20 protein-coding genes and 2 pseudogenes are annotated in these 16,482 nt (G+C 72.2%); 10 read left to right on the top strand and 12 right to left on the bottom strand.

Annotated elements, in window-relative coordinates; genetic code table 11:
* The first annotated feature begins 155 nt into the window (after positions 1 to 155).
* The 5 genes and pseudogenes from KW83_RS09550 to KW83_RS21910 all read left to right on the top strand — a co-directional run bounded on the left by KW83_RS09550 (position 156) and on the right by KW83_RS21910 (position 3,659).
* Positions 156 to 539: a helix-turn-helix domain-containing protein gene (locus KW83_RS09550; protein ID WP_036176413.1), complete on the top strand. Its 384-nt coding sequence runs from the start codon at positions 156 to 158 to the stop codon at positions 537 to 539.
* Positions 536 to 967 (top strand): annotated as a pseudogene (locus KW83_RS21920) (Mu-like prophage major head subunit gpT family protein); the annotation flags it as partial. The gene KW83_RS09550 and the pseudogene KW83_RS21920, both read left to right, overlap by 4 nt.
* A gap of 250 nt (positions 968 to 1,217) precedes the next feature.
* Entirely contained in the window at positions 1,218 to 1,556 is a 339-nt protein-coding gene (locus tag KW83_RS21915; RefSeq protein WP_152563547.1) for a hypothetical protein, read from the top strand.
* A gap of 413 nt (positions 1,557 to 1,969) precedes the next feature.
* On the top strand, positions 1,970 to 2,290 hold the full coding sequence (locus tag KW83_RS09535) for a hypothetical protein (protein WP_152563546.1): 321 nt from the start codon (positions 1,970 to 1,972) through the stop codon (positions 2,288 to 2,290).
* 244 nt (positions 2,291 to 2,534) lie between these two features.
* On the top strand, positions 2,535 to 3,659 hold the full coding sequence (locus tag KW83_RS21910) for a phage protease (RefSeq protein WP_152563545.1): 1,125 nt from the start codon (positions 2,535 to 2,537) through the stop codon (positions 3,657 to 3,659).
* Between the two features lie 314 nt (positions 3,660 to 3,973).
* Here the strand turns inward: KW83_RS21910 and KW83_RS09525 are convergent, their stop codons facing one another.
* From KW83_RS09525 to KW83_RS20935, 6 genes are all read right to left on the bottom strand, one after another.
* Positions 3,974 to 4,660, bottom strand: coding sequence for a CbtA family protein (locus KW83_RS09525; RefSeq protein WP_036177788.1), 687 nt, complete (start codon positions 4,658 to 4,660; stop codon positions 3,974 to 3,976).
* Positions 4,661 to 4,665: 5 nt separating this feature from the next.
* Positions 4,666 to 4,833 carry a CbtB domain-containing protein gene (locus KW83_RS19860; RefSeq protein WP_081904544.1) on the bottom strand — a complete coding sequence of 56 codons (168 nt, stop codon included), beginning with the start codon at positions 4,831 to 4,833 and terminating at the stop codon, positions 4,666 to 4,668.
* A 96-nt stretch (positions 4,834 to 4,929) separates the two neighbouring features.
* Positions 4,930 to 5,382: a periplasmic heavy metal sensor gene (locus KW83_RS09520; RefSeq protein WP_051928404.1), complete on the bottom strand. Its 453-nt coding sequence runs from the start codon at positions 5,380 to 5,382 to the stop codon at positions 4,930 to 4,932.
* The gene (locus KW83_RS09515; RefSeq protein WP_036177787.1) at positions 5,379 to 5,738 is read right to left on the bottom strand and encodes a hypothetical protein; all 360 of its coding nucleotides are present in this window, start codon (positions 5,736 to 5,738) and stop codon (positions 5,379 to 5,381) included. Before KW83_RS09515 ends, KW83_RS09520 begins: the two co-directional genes overlap by 4 nt.
* On the bottom strand, positions 5,725 to 6,291 hold the full coding sequence (locus KW83_RS09510; RefSeq protein WP_036177785.1) for a sigma-70 family RNA polymerase sigma factor: 567 nt from the start codon (positions 6,289 to 6,291) through the stop codon (positions 5,725 to 5,727). The genes KW83_RS09515 and KW83_RS09510 overlap by 14 nt, the downstream gene beginning before the upstream one ends.
* A 55-nt stretch (positions 6,292 to 6,346) precedes the next feature.
* Complete coding sequence (locus KW83_RS20935; RefSeq protein ID WP_051928403.1) at positions 6,347 to 6,853, bottom strand: EF-hand domain-containing protein; 507 nt, start codon at positions 6,851 to 6,853, stop codon at positions 6,347 to 6,349.
* A gap of 211 nt (positions 6,854 to 7,064) precedes the next feature.
* Here KW83_RS20935 and chlG point away from each other — a divergent pair, with 211 nt between their 5' ends.
* The 5 genes from chlG to KW83_RS09480 all read left to right on the top strand — a co-directional run bounded on the left by chlG (position 7,065) and on the right by KW83_RS09480 (position 11,677).
* Complete coding sequence (gene chlG, locus KW83_RS09500) at positions 7,065 to 7,967, top strand: chlorophyll synthase ChlG (RefSeq protein ID WP_036177783.1); 903 nt, start codon at positions 7,065 to 7,067, stop codon at positions 7,965 to 7,967.
* The gene (locus tag KW83_RS09495) at positions 7,964 to 9,250 is read left to right on the top strand and encodes a BCD family MFS transporter (RefSeq protein WP_036177781.1); all 1,287 of its coding nucleotides are present in this window, start codon (positions 7,964 to 7,966) and stop codon (positions 9,248 to 9,250) included. The genes chlG and KW83_RS09495 overlap by 4 nt, the downstream gene beginning before the upstream one ends.
* Positions 9,243 to 10,487, top strand: coding sequence for an FAD-dependent monooxygenase (locus tag KW83_RS09490; protein ID WP_036177779.1), 1,245 nt, complete (start codon positions 9,243 to 9,245; stop codon positions 10,485 to 10,487). The genes KW83_RS09495 and KW83_RS09490 overlap by 8 nt, the downstream gene beginning before the upstream one ends.
* Positions 10,484 to 11,008 (top strand): isopentenyl-diphosphate Delta-isomerase, encoded by a 525-nt coding sequence (gene idi, locus KW83_RS09485; protein ID WP_036177777.1) that lies wholly within the window; start codon positions 10,484 to 10,486, stop codon positions 11,006 to 11,008. Before KW83_RS09490 ends, idi begins: the two co-directional genes overlap by 4 nt.
* 105 nt (positions 11,009 to 11,113) lie before the next feature.
* A complete protein-coding gene (locus KW83_RS09480; protein WP_081904542.1) occupies positions 11,114 to 11,677 on the top strand; it encodes a L,D-transpeptidase in 564 nt (187 codons plus the stop codon).
* On the opposite strand, the gene KW83_RS09475 is transcribed toward KW83_RS09480, so the two are convergent.
* The 6 genes and pseudogenes from KW83_RS09475 to pufA form a co-directional block, all read right to left on the bottom strand.
* A complete protein-coding gene (locus KW83_RS09475) occupies positions 11,658 to 12,554 on the bottom strand; it encodes a DMT family transporter (protein ID WP_036177776.1) in 897 nt (298 codons plus the stop codon). The genes KW83_RS09480 and KW83_RS09475 overlap by 20 nt on opposite strands.
* Before the next feature lie 332 nt (positions 12,555 to 12,886).
* Positions 12,887 to 13,976: pseudogene (locus KW83_RS19855) on the bottom strand (integrase core domain-containing protein); the annotation flags it as partial.
* Between the two features lie 174 nt (positions 13,977 to 14,150).
* Entirely contained in the window at positions 14,151 to 14,366 is a 216-nt protein-coding gene (pufX, locus tag KW83_RS09465; RefSeq protein ID WP_036177774.1) for an RC-LH1 core complex protein PufX, read from the bottom strand.
* Between the two features lie 4 nt (positions 14,367 to 14,370).
* Entirely contained in the window at positions 14,371 to 15,357 is a 987-nt protein-coding gene (gene pufM / locus KW83_RS09460) for a photosynthetic reaction center subunit M (RefSeq protein WP_081904541.1), read from the bottom strand.
* 12 nt (positions 15,358 to 15,369) lie between these two features.
* Positions 15,370 to 16,200: a photosynthetic reaction center subunit L gene (pufL, locus tag KW83_RS09455; RefSeq protein WP_036177772.1), complete on the bottom strand. Its 831-nt coding sequence runs from the start codon at positions 16,198 to 16,200 to the stop codon at positions 15,370 to 15,372.
* Positions 16,201 to 16,295: 95 nt separating this feature from the next.
* Positions 16,296 to 16,478: a light-harvesting antenna LH1, alpha subunit gene (gene pufA / locus KW83_RS09450; RefSeq protein WP_036177770.1), complete on the bottom strand. Its 183-nt coding sequence runs from the start codon at positions 16,476 to 16,478 to the stop codon at positions 16,296 to 16,298.
* Positions 16,479 to 16,482 lie beyond the last annotated feature (4 nt).

The following is a 16,482-nucleotide window of genomic DNA, read 5'->3' as shown; positions in this document are numbered from 1 at the left end:
GCGCCGGCTCTGTGCCGGGAGGGACCTTTCCGCCCCTCCGGACGCGCCCCCGACACCTGTCGGCGGAGACATGTGTCGGCCGATGCCACATACCTCCGGGCATATATCCGGACCCCTCCGACCTTCCGATCCCGAGCTGCGCCGAAGCGCGGTCCATGGGCTTCGACATCCCTGGGCTGATCCCCGCCATGGAGGCGGAGCTGGGCGTCGAGACGTGCCGCACACGCCGGGTCCGGCACGCCGGCCAGCGCGTCGATCTTCCCCGGACCGACCGAGCCCGGCCGGACGACCCGCATGCGACCGCCATCCTCTGGCTGAGCGACCGGCCGGGCTTCGGCCAGCTCTTCGTCCCGCTCGGCCCCGCCCGGCGCAACATCCGCGCCGCCCGGGCGGTGCTGCGCACCAGCCGGAACGGCCACAGCACTGACCGGATCGCCTCTGCCCTGGGCATCGACACCCGGACCGTCACCCGCTACCGCGCGCGGCTTCGCGCCCACGGCCATGACCTCACCCCGACCACCGACAGGACCCACCGATGATCGTCAACAGCCAGAACCTCGACCTCGCCTACAGGGGCTTCAAGACCGTCTATACCGACGCCTGCACCAAGGCCCCCGTCACCTGGGACAAGATCGCCATGACCGTGCCCTCGGCCGTGCGAGAGGAGACCTACGGCTGGCTCGGCCAGTTCCCGCAGATGCGCGAATGGCCGGGCGGCGGGCGCGTGCTGAAGGACATCGAGGCGCAGTCCTACACGAGCGCGAACCGCAAGTTCGAGAGCGCCTTGAACATCCGGCGCGAGGATGTCTCCGACCGCCTGGGCATCTTCAAGCCGATGATCGCCGGGACGGGCCACACCGCGCGGCTGCCKCCCGAAGAGCCCCTCTACGGCCTGCTGGAACCCGGAGCCTCGGCGCTCTGCCATGACGGTCAGGCGGTCTTCGACGCCGATCGCCCGACCGTGGATGCGGACCGTCGGCAATTGCGATGGCGGCACGTCCGGCACGCCGGGTCCGGCCTGGTATCTCTTCGACACGCCCGCGCCATGAGCATCGCCAGGCGGCAGATCGCGCTGCTGCATGTCGCGAAAGGCAAGCTGCACCTGTCCGAAGAGCACGCCCGCGCGACGCGCGTTCACATGGCGGGTGTGACCGGATCCACGGCTCGACCGGGACGGGTTCAACGCGATCAACCGCCCCGGCGATGCGCATGTCTTCATGACCGGCGAGGTCCTCTGCGGCGTCCGCGCGCGGGTGCATGCGGGCTTCGGCCCGTGGCATCTCGGCTTCGCCTCGAAGGCCCCGCGCACGGGTCCGGAACGAGGTCTCCGCCCGCACCGCGATGAGGCGCCCGCGCGGCAAGGGCCGCATCCCGGGCGTCCCGCCGAACACCGTGGTCGTCCCGCCGGAGCTGGAAGACGACGCGCTGCACATCCTCGATACCGAGCTGACCGAGACCGGCGGGAGATGGAGGACCGCGCCCGCGATGCCGGGGCGAATGCCGGGGTCGGGTGGATCCGGTTCCACCCCGCAAGGCGACGGCCGAGCCGGTCGTGACGCCGTTCCCGGCGGGCCGACCATGGCCGCCCCGACCGCCATCCGCCAAGCGCAGCGCCTGCCGGACGGCACGGCGCGGACCCGGCCCGTCCACCTCATCCCGGTCGGCGCGTCTCCCGTGCCGCCCTACCAATAGAGCCAAGACGTGACCGATACGCCCGATCCGATGACTAAGGCCCTCGCCGCTCTGGATGAGGCCGCAGCCGCGCTGGCCACCGCTCGCGCCGCTCTTGCATCCGCCCTTGAAGGGGATGTTCAACGCCCCCGAAACACTCCGTTCAAGCCGCCCGCCACAACGCCCGAGGAGCACCGGCGCGAACATCGCTCCGGCAAGCCGTGCCGGGCGGCGCGACCGGACGGACGATCCGGCCGCGGTCATCCGGCGCACCCGCGACCGGGGTGTGGACCCGTCCGTGGACCATGCGCACCCCTCGGCCCACCTCGCGCTTCGCAAGAACGGGCCGGTCCCGGCCGCGGGCCGGATCGGGGAACCGGTCGCCGGGCCGGACGGGCTCCGGGGCCGCGACGGGCGGCGCGACCGGACGGACGATCCGGCCGCGGTCATCCGGCGCACCCGCGACCGGGGTGCGGACCCGTCCGTGGACCATGCGCACCCGTCGGTCCACCTCGCGCTTCGCAAGAACGGGCCGGTCCCGGCCGCGGGCCGGATCGGGGAACCGGTCGCCGGGCCGGACGGGCTCCGGGGCCGCGACGGGCGGACGGCGCGGGCGTGAGAGCTGATCGCGGCGCGGGAGGACCGCTGCCCGAGCCCCGTCTCCACCCCCGCCCCGACGGCAAGATCCCGCGCGTCAAGGGCGCGGGTCTCGTCCGCGCGACGACCCTCGAGCTCACCGCCCTGTCCCGCCGAAAGACCGCCACGGACCCCGGGACCCGACCGGCCGGCCGCGCCCGGATCGCCGCCGCCCTCGGCCCGGGGATGCAGGCATCGACGCGATCCGCGCCGTCCCGGACGAAAGGATGTCCGCGAACCGCGCCGCTCCGGACCCGGCCCGCTCCGCGCCCGTCGCAGCCGTCGCCGAGCGGATGCGCGCCCATCGCAACCGGTCCGCCCGCATGTCCGGCCACGAGGCCGAGGCCCGCGTGGACGCGGCAACCGCCGCGGGCCACATCACGCCCGCGATGCGCGATTGGGGGCGCTCCGCCGCCAGTCGCCCGACAGTTTCGACGAGTTCCTCTCATCCTCGGCCGCGCCGTTCGCGAAGCTGTCCGAACCGCAGCACCGGCCGCGCCCGCGCGCATCCGGCCCGGCGCATATCGACGCCGGCACCGCCGCGCCCGTCGCGAAGCTGTCCGAGCCGCAGCGCCGGCCGCGCCCGCGCGCCGCGGATGACCGCCGCGGCCCCCGACGGATCCGGCGCACGGCCTGCGGCCCTCGCGGCCGTGGACGACGCCGCCGCCGCGCCCGCGCGCACCCGGCGCGGCTCAGGTGGATGCCGGCACCGCCGCGCCCTGCCGCCGGCTCGACCCTCGGGCCGAGCGCCTTCGGCTGACCCATCGCCGGCCGCGGGCCGGGGGCGACACGCGGCCGGGTCCGGGTCCGGGTTCGGGTTCGGGAGGCGTGCGGGCCGAACGGAGCGCGTCCATCGCTCGCCCCGGTCCGCCAGGTTCGGCGCCTCCCGTGCCGCCTTGTCCGCAGATCCGCGGCATGTCCGAACGCGACGAGCAGCGCGCGAAGGCACCCGCACATGCCGCTTCGGCATTCGGGGCGCCGGCACGGGCCCTGCGTCCGGAGGGCGTCGCCATGACGGGCGCGGCACGTATCGACGCGGCCCGGAATGGCGCTCGATGTCCTGCAAGGGCAGCCGCGCGGTCGGTCGGGCCCGTGCGCCGCGGATGACCGCCGCGGCCCCCGACGGATCCGGCGCGTTGCCTGGCGCCCCGACGGATCCGGCGCACGGCCTGCGGCCCTCGCGGCCGTGGACGACGCCGCCGCCGCGCTGGCAACCGTCCGGGCCGCGCCCGACGCCGCCCGTGAACGGGACGTTCGACGCCCCCGAAACACCCCGTTCACCCCGCCCGCCACACCGCCCGAGGAGCACCGGCGCGCGCACCGATCCCGACGGCCGCGCCGGATCGACATAGGACCCGGACCCGCGCGCCTTCGCCAGCGACCGGATCGACCGCATGACGTCCGCGCAGGTCGCAAACGCCGTGGCCACGTCCCACCCGACCGCCGCTCCGCCGTCCACGCCTGCCGGACCACCCGGCGAAAGCCCGCACCCCCATCCTGACCTTATCCGGTGTCACACCATTCCGGATAGGAGCCGGACTTCCGGTCTCTTCCAGCGACAAACCCACCGAAACCCGGTGACAGAACAGGGGAAAGCACACACCGGCTCATACCCGCGGCGGCGAGGTCCGGCGCCCGCCGTTCTTCGGACCGGGCGCGACCGGCGTCAGGCGCGCGCGGGACGGAATGCAACGCCATCCTGTGCACAGAGCCGCCCGGCAAGCGCGCCGAGGCAGATCCACGCCGCCAGCCCAACCCCCAGCGCCCGCGCCGCGAACCGCGCCGCCAGTTCCGGAGGGACCGGTCCGGCCATGCCGACGGGGGCGGGCGCGCCGATCAGATGCGGCACGGCCAGAAGGGCGATCCCGCCTCCCCAGAAGAGCCAGCCGCGCCCGAAGCCGATCAGCGCGCAGCCAAGGCCGGTCGCCGCGACCGTGACCGCCCACCAGACCTGGCGCGGCTCCAGCGCGGCGGCGGACATGCCGGGAAGCTCCGGCGGCGCGCCCAGGGCCGGGGCCAGTTGCATGGTCACGAAGCCCGCCGCGCCCCAGATCATCCCCGCGCGACCGTCCACCCGCGCCCAGCCCCGCTCGGCCGCGACGGACATGAGGGCGGTGAGCACCAGCCCGTATCCCGCGTAGAGCAGGGCAGAGAACAGCACGCTCAGCCCGTCGCGCAGCGGATCGAACCCGACACCGGGAACGACGGGGGCGGCGCCGGGGGCAAGCTGCCCGGTCTCATAGAGTTCGGCGGTCAGCAGGACCGGTTGCAGCAGCGCAAGCTGCAGCAGCGCCGCGACCACCCCGGCGCAGAAGCCCGCGATCAGCCCGGCGCTCAGGATACGTCCCAGCATTGGGGTCAGTGGCAGGGAAAGCCGGTGGCGTGACGCACGTCATGGGCGGCATCGTGCAGCGCATCGGCCTGGACGACGCCGGACAGCGCGATCAGCGCCAGCCCGATCGCGGCGGCCAGCGCGGCCGGACCAAGGGTGCCGGTGGCGGAACGGGTCGCGGTCTGGGTCGCCATGTCACATTCTCCTTCGGCACCTGCGGCGGCGCCCTCAGCCTCTGGTCCCGATCTGCCTAGCCGGTTTCGGCGGCCGGGGGAAGGCCCCGCGCGCGCTCAGCGGCCGCGGATCCGTCCGCCCAGCGCGTCGGCATAGGCCCGGCGCTCCTCAGGCGTCATCCGGGACAGGCGTTGGACCAGCAGAGCCTCTGCCCGGCGCAGACGGTCCTCCGTCCCACGGCGCTGCCAGGCCAGTTCCGCGCGCACCGCCTGCGGGTCGAACGGCTCTGCCGCCAGCGCGTCGAGCAGCGCCGCGACGCGCTGGCGCCGCTCGTCCCGTCCGCCGCCGCCGCGCGCCTGCCGGAACGCCTCGACGACGGCGCGCCGGTCCCGGTCGGGCAGGGCCATGACCAGCGGCGCCAGCGGTCCGGGCGTGCCCCGGTGCGCACCGCTCTCGCCACCGCGCTGGAACGCCGCCCCGGCGACCAGCCCCGCCACCAGCAGATTGCCGGCCAGCGACAGCCACAGCACCGCGCGCCACAGACGCCGCCGTGTCCCCGGGGCCGTCATTGCGCAAGATCCGCGTATTGGAACTCGTAGCCGCCGCCCAGGTCCTCGACCGCGACGCCGGAGGGCAGCGCGCCAGAGACCATGCCGCCGGGATCGACCGCGCCCAGGACCACCCCCACCAGGCAGGCCGCCGCCAGCCCGCCCAGCGCGAGCCGGCCGGAGCGGCGCCGCCCCGCCGCGACCCTCCGCGCGTCCCGCGCGATCCGCGCCATCAGCAGCGCCGACGGCACCGGACGGGACCGCCGCGCGGCCTCCAGCGCCGCATCCGCGGCCACCCGCGCCAGCAGCGCGTCCGGCGCACCGCGCCCCTTCAGGGCGCGCAGCCCCGCGATCAGATCGTCGTCACTCGTCGACATAGCCCAAGGCCTCCCTCCGCCCTGCCAGCATCCGCCCCAGCGCCGCCCGGCCGCGCGCGGTCAGGCTTTCGACCGCCTCGACGCTGATGCCCATGGTGGCGGCGACCTCGGGGTTGGGCAATTCCTCTATGTGGCGCAGCACCACCGCCAGCCGCTGCCGCTCCGGCAAGCGCGCGAGCGCGTCCTCCAGCGCCATCCGCCGCTGGCCCTCCTGCAGCCCCGCCGCCGCGCCGCCGCCAGGCGCCGCGGGGATGTTCGCGCCCTCCAGCGTCTCGGTCGGACGGCGCGCCCGCAGCCGGTCGGTACACAGGTTCGCCGCCACCCGGTAGAGCCAGGTGGACACCCGCGCCCGCCCCGGCTCCCAGTCCGGGGCGATCCGCCAGAGCCGCAGCAGGGCCTCCTGGGTGATGTCCTCGGCCTCCGCCGCGTCGCCCAGCATCCGCCGCGCCACCGCCAGCACCCGCGGCGCATGGCGGCGGGCCAGGGGGGCGGCCGCCGCCATGTCGCCCGCGGCATAGGCCGCCAGCAGCGCCTCGTCGCTGGGCTCGGTCATGGCGTCTCCCGCTTCGGTGGAGAGCGGGCCCGGTACGGCCCGCCCCCGGCTCCGATCAGCCGCGATCGCCCTTGCGGCCGTGGCCGCCGCGCCCGTCGCGCATCGGCCGGTCAGGCATATCCGCGATCTCCCCTGCCGTAAGCACCCCGTCGCCATCCGCATCGGCCCGCGCGAACATCCGCTCGACCCGGTCGCCCCGGTCGCCGCGCGGCTGCGGCAGGTCGTCCACGGCGATCCGGCCGTTGCCGTCCTCGTCGAGCCGGTCGAACATCGCGCCGGCCCGGTCGGAGGCCCGGTCGGAGGCCTCGGTCGCGGCCATGGCGACCGCCTCCTGCCGGGTCACGTTGCCGTCGCCGTCGGCGTCGGCGCGGGCGAGCGGGTTGGCGCGCATGGCGGTCTGCGCCTCTTGCAGCGTCACCTGCCCGTCGCCGTCGGCGTCCAGGCGCAGGACCGGGTTCGGGCGCTCCGGACCGGCGTCGCCGGCCGGGGCGGTGTCTTGCGCGAAACTCGCGCCGGCCAGGACGGTGCCTGCCAGCAGGGCGAAAATCGTGTTGCGGATCATTGATACTCTCCAGGGTTCATGGTTGCGCCGCCTTGTCCCGGCGACGTGCCTGTTACGGGGCCGCCCGTCCGGTTCCGTCGCGCCATCGCCGTCACGGTCGCGTGAGGCCCTGCCCGCCGCGACGACGGCGCGCCGGGCCGGCCGCCGGGAGGGACCGGCGGGCGCCACCGAACCCCTTGCGAGGGTCGCGGATTTGGTGTTCGCTTGACAGATGAGTGTCAACCTGGACTTACACGAGTCGCGCCGTCTGCCGGAGCCCGCGGCCCTGCTGACGCTTCTGAAGCCGATCACCTGGTTTCCGCCCATGTGGGCCTATCTCTGCGGGGTCGTGTCGGCGGGGCTGTGGCCGTCGGACTGGACGCCGGTACTGCTGGGCGTGATCCTGGCCGGGCCGGTGGTCTGCGGGATGAGCCAGGCCGCCAACGACTGGTGCGACCGGCATGTGGACGCCATCAACGAACCCGACCGCCCGATCCCCTCTGGCCGCGTGCCAGGGCGCTGGGGCCTGTGGATCGCGCTGGCCATGTCGGCGCTGGCGCTGCTGCTGGGATGGGGCCTGGGGCCCTGGGGCTTCGGCGCCACCGTCGTCGCCGTGGCCGCCGCATGGGCCTATTCGGCCGAGCCGGTGCGCCTCAAGCGGTCGGGCTGGTGGGGGCCGATGCTGGTCGCCTTCGCCTATGAGGGGCTGCCCTGGTTCACCGGTGCCGCGGTGATCCTGGCCGGTGCGCCGTCGGTCTATATCGTCCTCATGGCCTTCCTCTACGCGGTGGGCGCGCAGGGGATCATGGTCCTGAACGACTTCAAGGCGATCGCGGGCGACCGCGCCATGGGCATCCGCTCGCTTCCGGCGGTCAAGGGTCCGGACGTGGCCGCGCGGCTGGCCTGCACGGTCATGGTGCTGCCGCAGCTCATGGTGATCTCGCTCCTGGCGATCTGGGGCAGGCCGGTCTTCGCGCTGGCCATCGCGGCGCTGCTGGCGGCACAGCTCGTGCTGATGCGGCGGTTCGTCGCGGCACCGGTCGCGCGGGCGCTGTCCTACTCCGGGACCGGCGTGCCGCTCTATGTCGCGGGGATGATGGTGGCGGCCGTCGCGATCCGGGGTCTGGCGGCGTGACGCTGTCATGGGTGTCCATCGCGCGGCTGGGGCTGGTGCAGATGTGCCTGGGCGCCATCGTGGTGCTGACGACCTCGACGCTCAACCGGCTGATGGTGGTCGAGCTGGCGCTGCCCGCCGTCCTGCCCGGCGCGCTGGTGGCGCTGCATTACGGGATCCAGATCACCCGGCCCAGCTGGGGGTTCCTGTCCGACACCGGCGGCCGCCGCACCCGCTGGATCGTCGGCGGCGTGGCGATCCTGGGCGCGGGCGCCTTCGGCGCGGCGCTGGGGATCGTGGCGCTGGAGCGGTCGCTGGCGCTCGGGCTCACGGTGTCGGCCCTGTCCTACGCGCTGATCGGGCTGGGGGTGGGGGCCTCCGGCACGTCGCTCCTGGCGCTGCTCGCCACGGCCACGGCGCCGCACCGGCGGGCCGCGGCGGCGACAATCACCTGGCTGATGATGATCTTCGGCATCGCCATGACGGCCGGGATCGTCGGCGGCCTGCTCGACCCCTATTCGCACGCGAGGCTGCTGAAGATCGTGGCCGGGGTCGGCCTGGTCGCGCTGGCCCTCTCGGCCCTCGCCGCCTGGGGGATCGAGGCGCGCTGCACCACCCGCCCGCAGCCTGAGCCCATGCCGTTCCGGCAGGGTCTGACCGAGATCTGGGCCGAACCCCGCGCCCGCGCCTTCACGCTCTTCGTGTTCCTGTCGATGACGGCGTACTTCATGCAGGAACTGATCCTGGAACCCTACGCGGGCCTTGTCTTCGGCTTCACGCCGGGCCAGTCCACCACGCTGTCGGGGGCCCAGAACGGCGGGGTGTTCGCGGGCATGCTGCTGGTCGGCGTCATGGCCACCGGATTTCGGCGCGGCGCGCTCCGGGACTGGGTGGTGGCGGGCTGCGCGGGCTCGGCGCTGGCGCTGCTGGGAATTGCGGCGCTGGGTCAGACGGGGCTGGCGCGGCTGCTGCTGCCCGCCACGGTGGCTCTGGGCGTTTTCAACGGCATGTTCGCGGTCGCGGCCATCGGCGCGATGATGCAGCTGGCCGGTGAGGGCCGCGCGGCGCGCGAGGGCACGCGCATGGGCCTGTGGGGCGCGGCGCAGGCCATCGCCGCGGGCTTCGGCGGTCTGGTCGGCGCGGCCGCGGTGGACCTGCTGCGGACGCGCATCGACACGGCCGCGGCCTTCGGCGCGGTATTCGCGGCCGAAGCCGTCGTTTTCTGCCTCGCCGCCCTGATGGCGGCGCGGATCATGGCCAGCGGGCGTCCGGCGCCCGCACTTGGAGGACAGGCGCATGTATGACGTTGTCGTGGTGGGCGGCGGCCCGGCGGGTGCGATCGCGGCCGAGGATCTGGCCCGCGCCGGGCACCGGGTGGCGCTGCTGGACAAGGCCGGCAAGATCAAGCCCTGCGGCGGCGCCATCCCGCCCCGGCTGATCCGGGACTTCGCCATCCCCGACGACCAGATCGTGGCGCGGATCACCACCGCGCGCATGGTCTCTCCCACCGGACGCTCGGTCGATATCCCGATCGAGAACGGGTTCGTCGGCATGGTCGACCGTGGCCCGTTCGACGAATACCTGCGCACCCGCGCGGTGGCGGCGGGGGCGGTGCGGGTCACCGGGCAGTTCCTGCGGATCGAACGCGGCGACACCACCGCCGTCGCCTATCGCTGCAAGGAAAGCGGCGCGGAAAAGCACCTGCCGACCCGGCTCATCGTCGGCGCCGACGGCGCGCGGAGCCGGGTCGCCCGCGGCGAGGTGCCGGGCGGCGACACGATCCCCTACGTCATCGCCTACCATGAGATCATCGCCGCCCCCGCGGGGCGCGGAGCCGGCGCAGCGCCGGGGGCGTCGCCCCCGGACCCCCAGGATATTTCCGGAAAGATGAAGGGGCGGGCGGCCTACGATCCGGCGCGCTGCGACGTGATCTACGACGGGTCGGTCAGCCCGGATTTCTACGGCTGGGTGTTTCCCCACGGCGGCCAGGCCAGCGTCGGCATGGGCACCGGCGTGGACGGCGTGGACCTGAAAGCGGCGACGGCGCGGCTGCGCGACGCCGCGGGCCTGGCCGATTGCGAGACCATCCGCCGCGAGGGCGCGCCGATCCCGCTGAAGCCGCTCGACCGCTGGGACAACGGGCGCGACCTGGTGCTGGCCGGGGACGCGGCCGGCGTCGTCGCCCCATCCTCGGGGGAAGGGATCTACTACGCCATGGCGGGCGGGCGCGCGGCGGCAACGGCGGCGCAAGCGGTGCTGGCGTCTGGCCGGGCGACGGACCTGGCCCTGGCGCGCAAGCTGTTCATGAAGGAGCACAAGACCGTGTTTCGCGTGCTGCGTTCCATGCAGGACGCCTATTACCGCTCGGACGAGCGGCGCGAGCGGTTCGTGTCGCTGTGCCACGACCGGGATGTTCAACGTCTGACCTTCGAGGCCTATATGAACAAGGCGCTGGTGCGTGCCCGCCCCATGGCGCATCTGAAGATCGGAGTGAAGAACGTGGCCCATCTGTTGCGACTCGTCCCGGAAACCTACGCGTGAGCCAGATGATCCCGGCCTGGGTGGACGGCACGCTCACGCCGGTCGAGAAGCTGGAAGTGCATCGCCGCGGCCTGCGGCACAAGGCGATCTCGGTCTTCGTGATGGCCGGCGACCGGGTGCTGCTGCAACGCCGTGCGGCCGGAAAGTACCACACGCCCGGCCTCTGGGCGAACACCTGCTGCACGCACCCGGCGTGGGACGAAGCCCCCTTGGACTGCGCCACCCGGCGGCTGGCGGAGGAGCTGGGCATCACCGGCCTGTCCCTGACGCATCGCGACCGGATCGAGTACCGGGCCGACGTCGGCGACGGTCTGGTCGAGCATGAGGTGGTCGATATCTACACCGCCGAGGCGACCGACGCGCTGGGGCTGACCGAGAACCCGGAGGAAGTATCGGACACGGCCTGGGTTGCGCTCCGGGATCTGCTCCGCGACGTGGTGGAGGCGCCGTCGCGCTACACGCCGTGGCTGCGGATCTACCTGGAGTCCCACCGCGACCGCATCTTTCCGCGCGCCGCCTGACCGCCGGCGCCACGGGGCGAACCGGCGGCGCGTCGCAACGCATGACTCCGCCATGGCTTTCCGCTATGGTAGCCTTCTTTCCGTTGCTGCCGAGAGAGAGTCCAGATGCTGACCCGCCGCCATTTCGTCGCCACCGGACTTGCCGTCCTGACCCCGAGCGCCGTTTTCGGCCATGCCGGCCTGCCGCACCGCAGCCGGTCGTCGATGTCCGCGCGCGACGTGGAGATCCGCCGCGATGTGGAGGTGGACACGATCCACGTGTTCCTGGAGTATTTCGCCCTCTACCACGTTCGCGCGCCGGGCTACGCGCGCGAATACCACATCGCCGTGGGGGACGAGGGGCGCAACATGTCCGGCGACACGGTCATCAAGCGCAAGGAAGAATGGCCGTCCTGGACGCCGACCCAGAACATGATCCGGCGCGAGCCGGAGGTCTATGCGCAATTCGCCGACGGTGTGCCGGGCGGCCCGGACAACCCTCTGGGCGCGCGTGCGCTGTATCTCTACAAGGGATCGCGGGACACGATGTACCGCATCCACGGAACGTCGCAGCCCTGGACCATCGGACAGGCCGTGTCCTCCGGCTGCATCCGCCTGACCAACGACGACGTGATCGAACTCTACCCGAACGTCGCCGTCGGCACGCGCGTCACCACCTACCCGACCTGACGGGGCGGCGGCGACGGGCGGGCCAGACCTCCAGGACGGCGGCGCAGAGCACCAGCGCGCCGCCGGCCAGTTCGACCGGTCCCAGCCGCTCTCCGGCCAGCATCGCGGCCGACACGGCGCCGACCAGAACCTCCGCCATGAGCAGGATGCCGACCCGGGCGGGGTCGAGCCGCGCGGTGGCCCACATCAGCGCCGCCACAGACAGAACCCACCAGCACCCGCCCGACACGACGGCCAGTGCCGCGGCGCCCGCCGTGACGCCGCCGGGCCAGGGCGCGAGCGGCGGCGCGATGGCCAGCGACGCGACGGCGGCCCCCAGGGCGAAGACCAGCGCGGCCTCCGGCGGCTTCAGGTTCGACCGGACGCGGATACCCGTCGAGCCCACCGACCACATCACGCCCGCCGCCAGGCCCATCCATTCCCCCGCACCGCGCGGCAGCGGCGATGTCCCGTCGGCGCCGAGCATGACCGCAAGCCCCGCCAGACCGACCGCGATCGCCGCGACACGCAGCCACGAGACCGGCCAGCCCATGGCATAGCGGCCGATCAGCACGCTCCAGACGGGGGTCAGGTAAAAGAGCAGGATGACGATGGCCACGATCCCGTAGACGAAGGCGACGGAATAGAGCGCGAAGGCGGCCCCGCCCAGGGCGTAGGACAGCAGCCCGACTCGGTCGGCCCGGATCAGCCTCCGCCGCCGGAGGATCGCCACCGGGGACAGCAGGACGGCGGCGGCCAGGGTGATCGCCACCGTCCCCCAGGCGCCGGGAAGCCCCGCCCCGGAAAGCGCGCGGACCGGCAGCCAGTACAGCCCCCAGAGAAGGCCGGTTCCCAGCACGATCGCGGTGGCAAGACGGTCGGCGCGCGCTTCGGTCATGGTCGGCGACCTAGCGGGACCGGCCGGGCCGGTCAAAGGGTCATCGACGGATCATGGGCGCGGCGGGCCAGGGCACGGAACATGGGGTGACCGGGAGCCGACTCTGCTGCGAATTGACGGAGAGTCCGCAGGTTGATTTCTGAGGCATCGCGGCGCGCATCGCCAGCCCCATCCTTGCCACGAACTCGACGGGCGGGATGTTCCCAGGGCCCGGGTGACGTCGGCGGTGATTGCCGTCGTGCTGCCATGCCCGGATCCGTTCGCGGGTATCGGCCATCGGCGATGGCCTGCCCCCCGCCGGTCCGCCGGTCATAGGGAGAGTTTGCGGGGATGGGATTGGTTGTCGGACCGGTGGTGTCGGGCAAGCGCGGGGGCGCGGCGCCGTCGAATTGCCCAAGCGCCCGGCGCTGAGAGCGGCGTCCGGTGTGCGGCCTGACGGCAGTGTCGCCGGTGCGCCGGAGGGCCCGTTTTCGCCGGGCATCGTCCGGGGTGTCGAAGAGTTCCTCGTTCGGCAGCTCGCCGCGCAGGCTGCCGTTGAATGACACGATAAGGGCATTCTGCTGCGGCTTGCCGTGGTCGATGTCGTGCCGTGGGACCGCGTTCCGATCGGCCCGTTGCAGAATGGCCCGGCTCGTCGCCACCGTTCCGTTGTCGCCGACACTGCAAGAGGGTTTCGCGCCGATCCGCACCAGCGCGTCCGGCGCGCGGGCGACACGGGCGCCCTGGTGCCGGCGATCAGGCCCGGTTCTCGCGGCAGCAATCGTCGATCACCGCGAGAATGCGGACCTTGCGAGAGGCGCCGAAGCTGACCGGCAGGCAGTCGAGCGGTTAGCGGGCATCGGGATGCGCCGCCCGTGGCATCGGCGTGCGCGTGCCCGAAGCCCGCTTGCGGCCACGTCGTCGCTTCACCGACAGCCCGTCCTCGCGAAAGAGCCGATACAGTTGTCGTGGTCGATGATCCAGCAAAAGGCCGATCCGGCGCCGCTTCCCGGCGTTCTCCTTCATTTCCTCGCGGATCTCGGGGGCGGGCGTGGGCGTCGGACTGTTCTGGGGTCGACACCGACAGGCTGGCAGGCCCGGCGTTACGAGATCTTGCGATCCGGCATCGCCCGCAGCTGCCTCTCGCCGCCTGGCCGTTCGCCGTCGTCGCCCGGACCGACGGCGCACCGTCAGCTCTCTCCCGGAGGGTCGGTCGGAGCAACGTTGTCCAGCGTGGCATCGGCCGGCGGGCGGGTGAGCTCGGCGTCCTCATCCGCCGGCGCCTTCAGCGTCGCGGCCCGGGACAGGTCCACGCCGCCATGCCCGGCTTTCGGCTTGCAGACTGTCGCGGGGCCAGCCCATGACGTCGGCATCTGGCATCCCGGCGTGCTGCTCCGTGATCGTCCCGATGATCCGCGCCTCCGTGAAGCGGCTCTTTCGCACCGTCTGCTCCTTCGCGGTTGAGCGAACGCCACATCGGACTGAGGGATCTGGTGGGGGGCAGGTCAGGGCCAGCGGGTCGTCCCGGCGCGCGGTTGCCGCGGGGTGGCGCCGGAAAAAGAACCGGGAGCACTTCGTCGTCCGGTGGGGCGGCGGACCTGCCGCCGCCCGATCCGGTCACGCCAAGAGGGTCAGAAGCTGCTGTCCGTGCTCCAGCGCCGCGTAGGGATCTTCGGGAAGCAGGTAGCTGATAGCCCGGATGATCAGGACGATGGCGATCGCCCCGAAGAAGACGGCGGCGGCATAGGCGGCCCCCACGGTCATCTGGGTGAAGACCCACATCCTCAGCGACGGCTGGTCGCTGTCCAAGTACCAGGTGTCCTTGTTGCGCATCTGATCACTCCATGGTCGGCGGGCTGTAGATGACGAACTCATCGGGCGTGCGGGCGGGAACGTAGTTGTTCTGCGCGCCGTAGCCGTGGTCCTGTGCCCACAGGAACCAGTTGTCCACCACCGTGCCGGTTAGCAGGATCCCGATCCCGCCGGTCAGCGTGGTCAGCACCGCGAACCACCAGGCCCAGCGGTGGATGCCCTCCATCGTGGCGTTGAAGCCCATGGTCCAGCGCCAGAACAGCCCCGCCCGCTCGGACGCGGTGCCACGGTCGTGGATCTGGTCAAGCTCCCGGTCGCCGCCGTAGCGGGAGACGGCCAGGATGGTGCCGCCGTGCATCGCGAAGAGCAGGACCGAGCCGTAGAGGAACACGATGCTGAGCGCGTGGAACGGGTTGTAGAACAGGTTCCCGTAGGTGAGCGAGAAGAGGTTCGTCCAGTCGAGATGCGGGAAGATGCCGTAGGGCACCGCCTCGGACCACGACCCCATGAGGATCGGCCGGATCAGACCCAGCACCAGGAACAGCCACACCGCGCTGGAGAACGCCCAGAACACGTGCTTGCCCATCTTGAGCTGTGCGGCCAGCTGCCAGCTTCGCGCCAGCCAGGACAGGACCGCCACCAGCAGGAGGGCGGAGGCGATGATCCACAGCCCTCCGTCCCAAAGCGGCGCGAAGCCCAGGCCGTATTCGGGCGCGGGCGGCTCCAGCGCCAGGTAGAAGAGGTCGCGCACGAAGATCGCCGGGTTGAAGCCGACCTGCACCCAGAACGAGATGCCCACCAGAAAGAACCACAGACCCCCGGTGATGAAGCTGAGCACCCCGAACGGCCCCAGGTAGATCGGACCCAGCTGCGCGTTGCCCAGCCAGCCCAGAAGCTGGCTGAAGCCGATGCCGGCGCTGCGGTCGCGCAGATCCATGCCCTCCGGGGCCATGCCGATCTCTGGCGGGCCCTGGACCTGCACCTGCGTAAAGATGTTCTGATACTGTGCCATCTCAGGTCCTCCTCACAGATCCGCCCACCAGGGCAGGTTCAGATACCAATCCCACCAGACGACCCACTGGTCGAACCAGATCGTCCCCGAGATCACGATGCAGACCGCGCTCCAGAACCCGGCGTTGATCGCCAGCAGGTAGCCCAGCCGGTGGATGCCCATCGGCCCGATCGAATAGCCGATGAAGTCGCGAAAGAACGTGTCCTCGTGATCCGGGCTCTTCATCGTCTCGCCCTTCTCGGGGTTGGCCGCCGACAGGATCAAAGAGCCGTGGAGCGCCAGCGCCAGGGTGGTGGTGAAGAACAGCGACACCGCCAGCATATGCGCCGGGTTGTAGTGGAAGTTGCCGTAGAGATAGCCGGTGTAGCTCACCCAATCCAGGTGGCTCCAGATCCCGTAGGGGAACGCGTGACCCCAGGCGCCCATCAGCACCGGCCGGATCACCTGCAGCGTGAAATAGGCGAAGATCGCCACGCCGAAGGCCACCGGCACATGGTAGCCGATGCCCAGCTTGCGGCAGATCTCGACCTCTCGCATCATCCAGGACAGGAACGCGCCCAGCGCGCAGATGGTGATGATCTGCCACAGCCCGCCCATCTGGAGCGGTGCGGCGCCCAGCCCCATGGACAGGGGCGGCGGGTTGATGGAAATCAGCCAGGGGTTCCAGACCCCCTGGATCGCGGCGGTATAGAACACCAGGATCGTGCCGAGCCCGGCGAAGAACACGGTGGTGATCCCGAAGAACCCCACGAAGAACGGTCCGACCCAGAAATCGAACAGGTCGCCGCCGATGAGCGTGCCCCCCGGCACGCGGTATTTTCGTTCGAAGCTGAGCAATGCCATCTTGCTTCTCCGTCTGTGGCGGCGGGTCGCCGTCGTTTCGGTCAGGATGGCGTCGGGCAGGCGGACCCGCCCGGCGCGATGTCGCTTCGGTCAGGTCACTCGGCGATGACGACGTCTTCGGTGCCGTATTTGGCCGCCGCGCTCTCGAACCAGTTGTACCGGTCCGTGCTGAGCAGGACGAGGTGGATCATCGCCGCCAGCAGGAACAGGAACACGCCCTGGGCCACGAAGACGCGGCGCGGGTCGAACACCAGCCAGATCTTGTAGAACTTTGCCATGTCT

This window comes from Palleronia rufa (genome assembly GCF_000743715.1).
Taxonomy (GTDB): domain Bacteria; phylum Pseudomonadota; class Alphaproteobacteria; order Rhodobacterales; family Rhodobacteraceae; genus Palleronia; species Palleronia rufa.
This window is presented reverse-complemented; position numbering and strand designations above follow the sequence as displayed.